Source organism: Mesorhizobium sp. M1A.F.Ca.IN.022.07.1.1 (genome assembly GCF_003997575.1).
In the GTDB taxonomy this organism is placed as follows: Bacteria; Pseudomonadota; Alphaproteobacteria; order Rhizobiales; family Rhizobiaceae; genus Mesorhizobium.
In genome coordinates this window covers 1-5,562 of sequence record NZ_RZST01000364.1, presented here as the reverse complement: position 1 = coordinate 5,562, position 5,562 = coordinate 1, and the positions used below count along the sequence as shown (strand labels likewise).

Sequence of the window (5,562 nt, the reverse complement as noted above, 5' to 3'; positions counted from 1 at the left end):
CGATCACCTGCCTGCCCTCGCCGAAAGTGAGCGAAGCTGTGCTCGCCGGTTCTGACGGATTGCTGGACGGCCTGGCCGCCGGCGGCACCTGGATCGAAATGTCGACCAATGGCCGCGACGAGATCCTGCGGCTGGCCGCACTTGCTTCGGCGAAAGGTGTCGAGACGCTGGAATGTCCGGTCACCGGCGGCGTGCACTTGGCGGCGGCAGGAAAGATCACCGCGCTGGTAGGAGGGGACGCCGCGCTCTACGAGCGCCACCGGCCGGCGATCCAGGCAATGTGCGCCAAATCGTTCCTGATGGGACCGGTCGGCTCGGGGGCGGTGATCAAGGTCATCACCAACATGCTGGCCTTCATCCATCTGGTCGCCGCCGGCGAGGCATTGATGCTCGCCAACCAGGGCGGGCTCGACCTCGCCCAGGCCTATCACGCCATCGTCGCCTCTTCCGGCAACAGCTTCGTCCACGAGACCGAAAGCCAGCTCATCCTGAACGGCTCCTACGACATCGGCTTCACCATGGACCTGGCTTTGAAGGATCTCGGTTTCGCGTTGTGCATGGCCAGGGATTTTCGCGTGCCGCTGCAACTGGCACCACTCGTCAACCAGATTTTCGAGGTCGGCAGGCAGAAGTATGGCGGTGGCGCCTGGTCGACCCAGATCGTCAAGCTTCTGGAGGATGCGGTCGGCACGGAGCTTCGCGCGCCAGGCTTCCCGGCCAAGCTCGAACTGTAATCCGCCAAAACTTTAGCCAGCTATTTCAATCGCCTAATCACACCGGCGGAATCAAACCTTCAGGCAGGTGATTCAACACCTGAGCGTCAATGCGCCGGGCAATATCTCGAAAGTTGCCGGAATCCGACCTGGCGACTCGCCGTCTATGTCGACTAGCGCTCCGTTCTTCTCAACGTCGCCTAGCGGTTCGACCAGCACCTTGCGACCGCGCAGGATGGTGATCGCCGGATGGTTGCGGTGGCGCCCGCCATAGAGGAGACGGATGTCGCGGATCAGCCCAAGCTTGCCGGCGGCGCGCAGGATGACGACATCGAACTGGCCGTCGGACAGATCGGCGTCCGGCGCAATCATCATGCCGCCACCGAAGAATTTCCCGTTGGCTACCGCCACCAGCGCCATGCGCGCCTCGACCGGCTCGCCGTTGTCTATGGTGATCCTGACCTCCTGGAAGCGATAGCGGATGAATTCCAGCACTGTGCGCCAGAAGAAAAGCGCTTTGGCCGAGACCCTGCCCTTGCGCTTGTCCGCATTGACCGCGCGATCGGTGGCGCCGGAGAGGCCGAGGCTGGCGATGTTGATGAAGTGACGGCTGGCGAGCGCGCCGTGGTCGTCGATGTAGCAGACGCGGCCGGCATCGACCTTGCGCGCGCCGGCGCCGGCGATACGCGCCAGTGCTTCCTCGATTTCGTCGGGCAGGCCGAGCCCTCTGGCGAAATCGATACCGGTGCCGCAGGGCAAAAGGCCGAGCGCGCTGGTCCGGCCGGTCTCATGCTCTGCCTGCAGCAGCCCGTCCGCCACCTCGCTGGCGGTGCCGTCGCCGCCGGCCGCGATCACCAGATCGCACCCGCTGGCCGCGAGGTCGATTGCCAATCGCTCGGCGTCGCCGCTGGTCTGCGTCTCGCGCAGCTCGAAATCGCCGAAATGCCTCTTGAGCGATGCGGCGGCTTCGGACCAATGCCGCTTGAGCTTGCCCCCTCCCGCTATCGGATTGAGAACCACCCCGACCTTCAACATGATCTCCCCCGAGGCCTATTGCGTGGAAGCGCAAGGCGACTCGGCTGATGCAGCGCCACAGCACTTTGCCGGCATTCAAACGCGGGCCGACTGGCGGGGCAAGGCTCATCGTCGAAAGGACCGCGGAAAATGGGGACAGGCTGTCTAAGGCGTTCGGCCCGCAAATTCCGAGACTTGTCGCATCGGTCCCCGATAATCCCGCTATCCACAGGTCCGCGTCTATTCCGCAAATTCCTTACCCGGCATACATTGAACCCATCTCAGGCGGCTACCGAACGCCCCGGCCGAAAGGCAGAAGCGCAAGGCGGATTTCCTGAGGCCCGTACGGCCCAGAACGAGAGCAGGTTCGCCTGCTGGAGGGACGGATGCCGAGACCTACGGGTGCCGCGGAAAGCGTGCGAACGCCGACGGCGGACCGATGCTGCCATGAAGGCGGGTGAAACCTTCGATGGTGCGCCGGCAAAGCCCGCAAGGGTGGAGATCGGCGTGGTCTGGAACGGACGCTGCCTTCGGGTGGCGACTGGCAGGACCGTCAAAATCAAGGCCGGCCTGGCGCGACGACTTTACGGAAGTTGCTGCCGTAACCGGTTCCTGATCTGACAGGGAGGCGCTGGGAGCAATCCCAGCGCCGACTGTCTTTTGGGCTGCCCCTTCACCGGCCCTTTCCCAGCGTCCGGCACCGCCCCAGCATCTGCCACTGATGCTTCCTCGCCACAGTCGCAGGCCAAGCAACGCGCCGACACGCTGAATTCACAATCGCGGCCAAATCCCGCCTTGTTCCCCGGCGATTGATCGCCTGGGAACGAGTTCAAAGGGACAAGACCGTGATTAAGACCGCCCTTGTCGCCATGACCATTGTCGGCTGCGACTGCGACGCCAAGCTCTGCGAGTATATCGGCGAGACTCCCGCCAAATGGGCGACGATTGCCGACTGCGAAGCGGCGATGAAGAGCCAGATGCTGCATCAGCGCAATTTCAATTATCCGCTGGTTTCCGGCATCTGCCGCACCAAAGCATCGACTTCGGAGCTCGCAGCCAAAGCGTCAAGGCCGGAGCTGAGGCCGCCGAACCGCGTCGTCGAACCCATTGCCCCATTGCCGCCCGAGCTCAGCCGTCGGCCGAGCGTCCCGGTCGGCACGACGGTGACGGCCAGCGAGACGGAAGCCGCGCGGCCTGTTGCCTTCGAGGCCGCGGTCGACGGCGGCAGCGCCGTGCTCTATCGCACCAAGGCTGGTTATGCCGTGGTCAAGACCGATCTCGGCCGCGCGGCCAACGCGACGGTGGATATGGCGAAGCGATCGGCGAACTGGCTGGCGGGACTGGTGCCGAGCGGGCTGTAATCCAGCACCGGAAGCGCACGAAACTGGTATTCCAGGCACTTGAATATCAGCGCGCCTTACAGTTTGACCTTCAGCGTCTGCCAGAATTTGTCGATCATCGGTTGCTCGGTTGCGATGTCCTGATCGCCGATGCGCGTGATGAACAGCAGCCCCTGATCGGCAAGACCGAAGCCGACGATCTCGAAATCGGCCTTGTCGGTACGCGTCTTCACGGTTGTCTTGATGCCGGTCAACTGCTTGCCGTAGGCGAGCTTGCGGGTCGTCGGCTCCTGTATCAGCGTGCCGCCCGCCTGAACCGACTCCTTGGTCATCTCCTGCAGCATCAGCTGATTGAGCGACACCGGATTCATCTTGCCGTATTCCTGCACCACGACGACGGTGCCGAGGGCCGAGGCAGCGAGGTATTGGGTGATGCTCTCGCCGAGATCCGTCTTGGTGACGGAAATGCTGCTCGGATGAACAAAGGAAAACCTGCCGCCGGAGAAAGTGGCGAAGTCGTTGCGGTCGAGCCGCACCCTGGCCCTCTTACCGCCGGGCAAGGTCACGTCTGCATCCTCGCCGGGATCATCGCCGTGGCACCAAGTTTCATTCGCATGTCCTGTCCTCTCCGGCGCTCGGCGCTTTCGACTCTTTGACGACCGAGAGCGCTTCCGTTCCCGTTACCATCCGCTCGTGACGGATAGACTGACCACCCCGCAAAAACCATAGGGGTACCGGAACGCTGCAGACGAAGGCCGCCGCTGGCGCGCCGGAACAATGCAGTGCCTGATTGATAATGCCGGCACGATGCGGGAAGATGAGCGCCTACCTGGAGTTGGGGGGCTTCATGACCTTTGCCGTTCGCGCCACACTAAGCTTGTTACTGGCACTCGCGCCCTTGCCTGTTCGAGCGCAGGACACCGATCAAGGTGACGACAAAACGGTGATGGTAGCCCCGGACGATGCCGAAATGGCGGCGGCGATTTCAAAGGCACGATCCAGCCTGGACGACTTCCTGGCTTTGTCCGACGCGCCGCCGCCGGGAACCGGCAGGTTCAAGCTGAAGGTCATGGTGGTCGACGGACATGCGACGGAGCATTTCTGGGTCATCCCCTTCAAGCGGACCGCCACCGGCTTTGTCGGCATATTGGCGAACGAGCCGAAACTCGTACGCAACGTGGTATTCGGCCAGAACATCGAATTCTCCAAGGACGATATCTCCGACTGGGGATACACCAGGGACCGCCATCAGGTCGGCAGCTTCACCGTCTGCGTGATGTTCAAGAAAATGTCCAAGGAAGAAGCGGATTACATGCGCACCCAATACGGCTTCGACTGCTGAACTGCATCCAAGGCATTACAGCTGCTTTTGCGGCAAGCTCGCCGCGGCCAGTCGGCCCGGTCAGCAGTCGGCTGTCAGCCGGAAAAGATCGCGCTCAGGCGTTCGGTAACCTTCCGCTTCAACAATTCCTCCTTCAGCGCCTCCACCGGCACCAGCTGCTCATGGCCGCCTTTGGCGAGGCGCATGAAGAAATGCAGTTTGTAAGCGGCAATCTTGCCTCGCGCGGCTGCGTCCGTGCGGACGTCGACGACCAGGATCGAACCGATGCGGCCGGGCCATGGCTGCCTGGCAAAAGCCGTGCCGAGGAAGTCGCCGAGACCGTAGGCCACGAGCGCATCGCCGATGCGCTCGAGCGGCTGCACGACATGGGCGTGGTGGCCGGCGATCAGCCGCACGCCGTAACCCGCCAGCCGCCGCGCCAGCGCCCGCGTCGCCGGTCTCGGAAAATGCCGGAACTCCCAGTCCCAATGCGGCACCGCGCAGAGCAAGTCGACGTTCGCGAGGATCCCGAGCGGCCATTCGGCCGGATCGCCCGCCATGGAAATCCGCGCCCGAAATTCGGCCTCGTCAGCGTTGCGCCAAAGCGTGAACGCGGCGAAGCCGATCGTCAGCGGCCCGGCGGCCTGGTGTTGGACCGGGCCGCCGGCCGCGGTGCCGATGGTGCGGATGCCGAGCCGCTTCAGCGCCGCGACCGTCTCGTCGACGCCGGCAACGCCCTGGTCGAGGATATGATTGTTGGCGAGCGACAGCACGAGCCTGTCACGGGCAATGCCGACGCCTGCCAGCGCATCCGCCAGGAAGCGTTCGCTCATCGCGTGATGCGTGCCAAGCCGCGTGCCCGCCACCGCGCTCGGCCGCTCGACGATCGGGCTTTCGCAATTGCCGACCACGAGATCGGCCGAAGCGAGCAGCGCCGCGATCGCAGGGTCGCATTCCGGCACCCGGCGATTGGCGACCGCCGACAGGTCGCCGATGAAAGCAAGCTGCACAGTTTGCGTTGGCGTCGGCACCATCAGCGTCGCTGCTGCCGCCGCGAAACCGTTTCTGTCGCCGCCTAGCGACGGCTTCAGAAAACGCGGCAGCCACGACAATTTGTAGGAAAGCGGATAATTCGACACGCGATGCCCAACCGTTTGCCATCGTGTGTAGACCG

At 63.6% G+C, this 5,562-nt stretch carries 6 protein-coding genes; 3 read left to right on the top strand and 3 right to left on the bottom strand.

The features are described from left to right. A partial coding sequence (locus tag EOA75_RS27845) for an NAD(P)-dependent oxidoreductase (RefSeq protein ID WP_164747597.1) occupies window positions 1-734 on the top strand: 734 nt, incomplete at its 5' end. A gap of 72 nt (window positions 735-806) precedes the next feature. Here the strand turns inward: EOA75_RS27845 and EOA75_RS27840 are convergent. Beyond that, a complete protein-coding gene (locus tag EOA75_RS27840; protein WP_127325671.1) occupies window positions 807-1,745 on the bottom strand; it encodes a diacylglycerol kinase family protein in 939 nt (312 codons plus the stop codon). Window positions 1,746-2,572: 827 nt separating this feature from the next. Between EOA75_RS27840 and EOA75_RS27835 the strand changes: the two genes are divergently transcribed. Beyond that, window positions 2,573-3,088, top strand: coding sequence for a hypothetical protein (locus EOA75_RS27835; RefSeq protein WP_127325669.1), 516 nt, complete (start codon window positions 2,573-2,575; stop codon window positions 3,086-3,088). Window positions 3,089-3,144: 56 nt separating this feature from the next. Here the strand turns inward: EOA75_RS27835 and EOA75_RS27830 are convergent, their stop codons facing one another. Then, window positions 3,145-3,633 carry a hypothetical protein gene (locus EOA75_RS27830; RefSeq protein WP_245466759.1) on the bottom strand — a complete coding sequence of 163 codons (489 nt, stop codon included), beginning with the start codon at window positions 3,631-3,633 and terminating at the stop codon, window positions 3,145-3,147. A gap of 251 nt (window positions 3,634-3,884) precedes the next feature. On the opposite strand from EOA75_RS27830, the gene EOA75_RS27825 reads away from it, so the two are divergent. Beyond that, window positions 3,885-4,409 (top strand): DUF2314 domain-containing protein, encoded by a 525-nt coding sequence (locus EOA75_RS27825; protein WP_348628689.1) that lies wholly within the window; start codon window positions 3,885-3,887, stop codon window positions 4,407-4,409. A gap of 74 nt (window positions 4,410-4,483) precedes the next feature. On the opposite strand, the gene EOA75_RS27820 is transcribed toward EOA75_RS27825, so the two are convergent. After that, complete coding sequence (locus tag EOA75_RS27820; protein WP_127325668.1) at window positions 4,484-5,527, bottom strand: CapA family protein; 1,044 nt, start codon at window positions 5,525-5,527, stop codon at window positions 4,484-4,486. Between the last annotated feature and the right edge of the window lie 35 nt (window positions 5,528-5,562).